The sequence below is a fragment of the Oscillatoria sp. HE19RPO genome (genome assembly GCF_024220515.1).
Taxonomy (GTDB): Bacteria; Cyanobacteriota; Cyanobacteriia; order Cyanobacteriales; family Laspinemataceae; genus Laspinema.
The window spans coordinates 1-1,798 of sequence record NZ_JAMXOT010000473.1 but is presented as its reverse complement, the minus strand read 5'-3'; the positions used below and the strand labels follow the sequence as shown (position 1 = coordinate 1,798).

General features: G+C 49.3%; 1 protein-coding gene. It reads left to right on the top strand.

Going from position 1 to position 1,798, the window contains the following annotated elements; genetic code table 11:
• Positions 1 to 259: 259 nt before the first annotated feature.
• Entirely contained in the window at positions 260 to 1,576 is a 1,317-nt protein-coding gene (locus NG833_RS29770; protein ID WP_254568880.1) for a D-alanyl-D-alanine carboxypeptidase, read from the top strand.
• The last annotated feature ends 222 nt before the right edge of the window (positions 1,577 to 1,798 follow it).

The following is a 1,798-nucleotide window of genomic DNA, read 5'->3' as shown; positions in this document are numbered from 1 at the left end:
CAACAAATAAATCATCCTTGCTTTGATGCGATCGCACCTAACAAGGCTCTTTTAGCCCGCGCAGGCACCGCTTTGTCCTGTGAGCCTCCAGGCTTGAGCCTGCGGGTTTTTTGAAGGTTTTATTTTTTGGAGTTCCCTTAGAAGCGAAATCCGGTTGTTCATCCCGTGGCGATCGCCCCCACCATTCAAGGCATCTTTTGAGGGGATCGCGCACAAAACCTTGTAAAAAGGATAAAGAACGCTTGAAGAATTTGTGGTGATGCTGGATTTACTCAGTTCCGGTTTGCTTTCGGTGTGGTTGGATATGATGGGGCTAAAACTCCCTCGGGAAAATGCGGTGGAGTTAGTCTTAGGACCCGCAATTCCTGGCTATGTTCTGGCTGAGATTGCCGATCCACCCACCGAACAACAGGTACAGCAATACTTGCAGGGATTGGTCTCTAAGGGCCTCTCGGCTGAAGGTCAAGGGGTCTGGGTGCAATCGAGTCATCAACTGTTGGCGAATCACCAGGGGACAGTTCCCCTCCCTGCCGCTTCAATTACGAAAGTCGCCACCTCTTTAGCTGCTTTGTTAACCTGGGACATCGATCATCAATTTGAAATCCTGATTGGGACCACCGGGAAAATTGTCGATGGGGTCTTACAAGGGGATTTGATTGTCACGGGAGGAGATGACCCCTTTTTCATTTGGGAAGAGGCGATCGTTTTGGGGAATACCCTCAATCAAATGGGCATTCGTCAGGTGACGGGTAATTTAATGATTACGGGCAATTTCTCGATGAATTTTTACGAGAATCCCGAGGTGAGTGCGCAAATGTTGCGAGAGGCACTCGATGAGCGTCTGTGGACCCATGAGGCGGCCCATGCCTATTGGCAAATGGCACCGGGGACTCGGAAACCCCAGGTGGCGATCGCCGGACAAATTGCGATCGCCTCCCAACCCATTCCCAACCAAACCCTCTTAATCCGCCATCGGTCCTTGCCCTTGCGTGAACTGTTGCAACAAATGAACATTTACAGCAACAACGTCATGGCCCAAATGTTAGCCGATGCCTTGGGCGGGGTCAACCAAGTTCGTCAACTCTCCTCGGAAGCTGCCGGAGTTCCCCTATCAGAAATTCAACTGATTAATGGTTCAGGTTTAGGACAAGAAAACCAAATTTCTCCTCGGGCCGCTTGTGGAATGTTTATGGCAATTCAACAACGTTTACAACCCAAAAACCTCAGTTTAAGTGACATCTTTCCCGTCGCGGGTCGGGATGGCGGCACTATGGACTACCGACAGATTCCCGGTGGTGCAGTAGTCAAAACTGGCAGCTTATGGGATGTCAGCGCCCTCGCCGGAATTCTCCCCACCCAAGATAAAGGGTGGATTTGTTTTGCTATTCTCAACCGAGGCAATTATTTAGACGGATTTCGGCAAGAACAGGATAAACTCTTACACCAATTCTTGCAGACCTGGCATACCACCTTGATGCCCCCATCGCAAATCCACAACCTGTTTACCGGCTATTCCAGCCAAGGTCATGTAGATGCCGTGAAACGCAATGAAATTCTGTTTGAGTATGGAGGATAAACGGTTATAAAATCACACCAATTCAGGGAATTTTAAAATGATTAGCTTCCTCGAATTCAGGTTTGTTTTACCCAACCCAACCCAATCTCTGTAGAGGCGATTCGAGAATCGCCCGACAAATACTTAGGGAATTGCAAAATATAAATCCTCCAACCGTTTAACTGAAAGGAAGGTATCTGTAGGGGCGCAATGCGCAGGCCCTCCGGAGGGCCTGCGCATTGC

Coding starts and splice junctions, on each gene's coding strand:
- NG833_RS29770 (WP_254568880.1), top strand. CDS start 260: ATGCTGGATTTACTCAGTTCCGGTTTGCTTTCGGTGTGGTTGGATATG.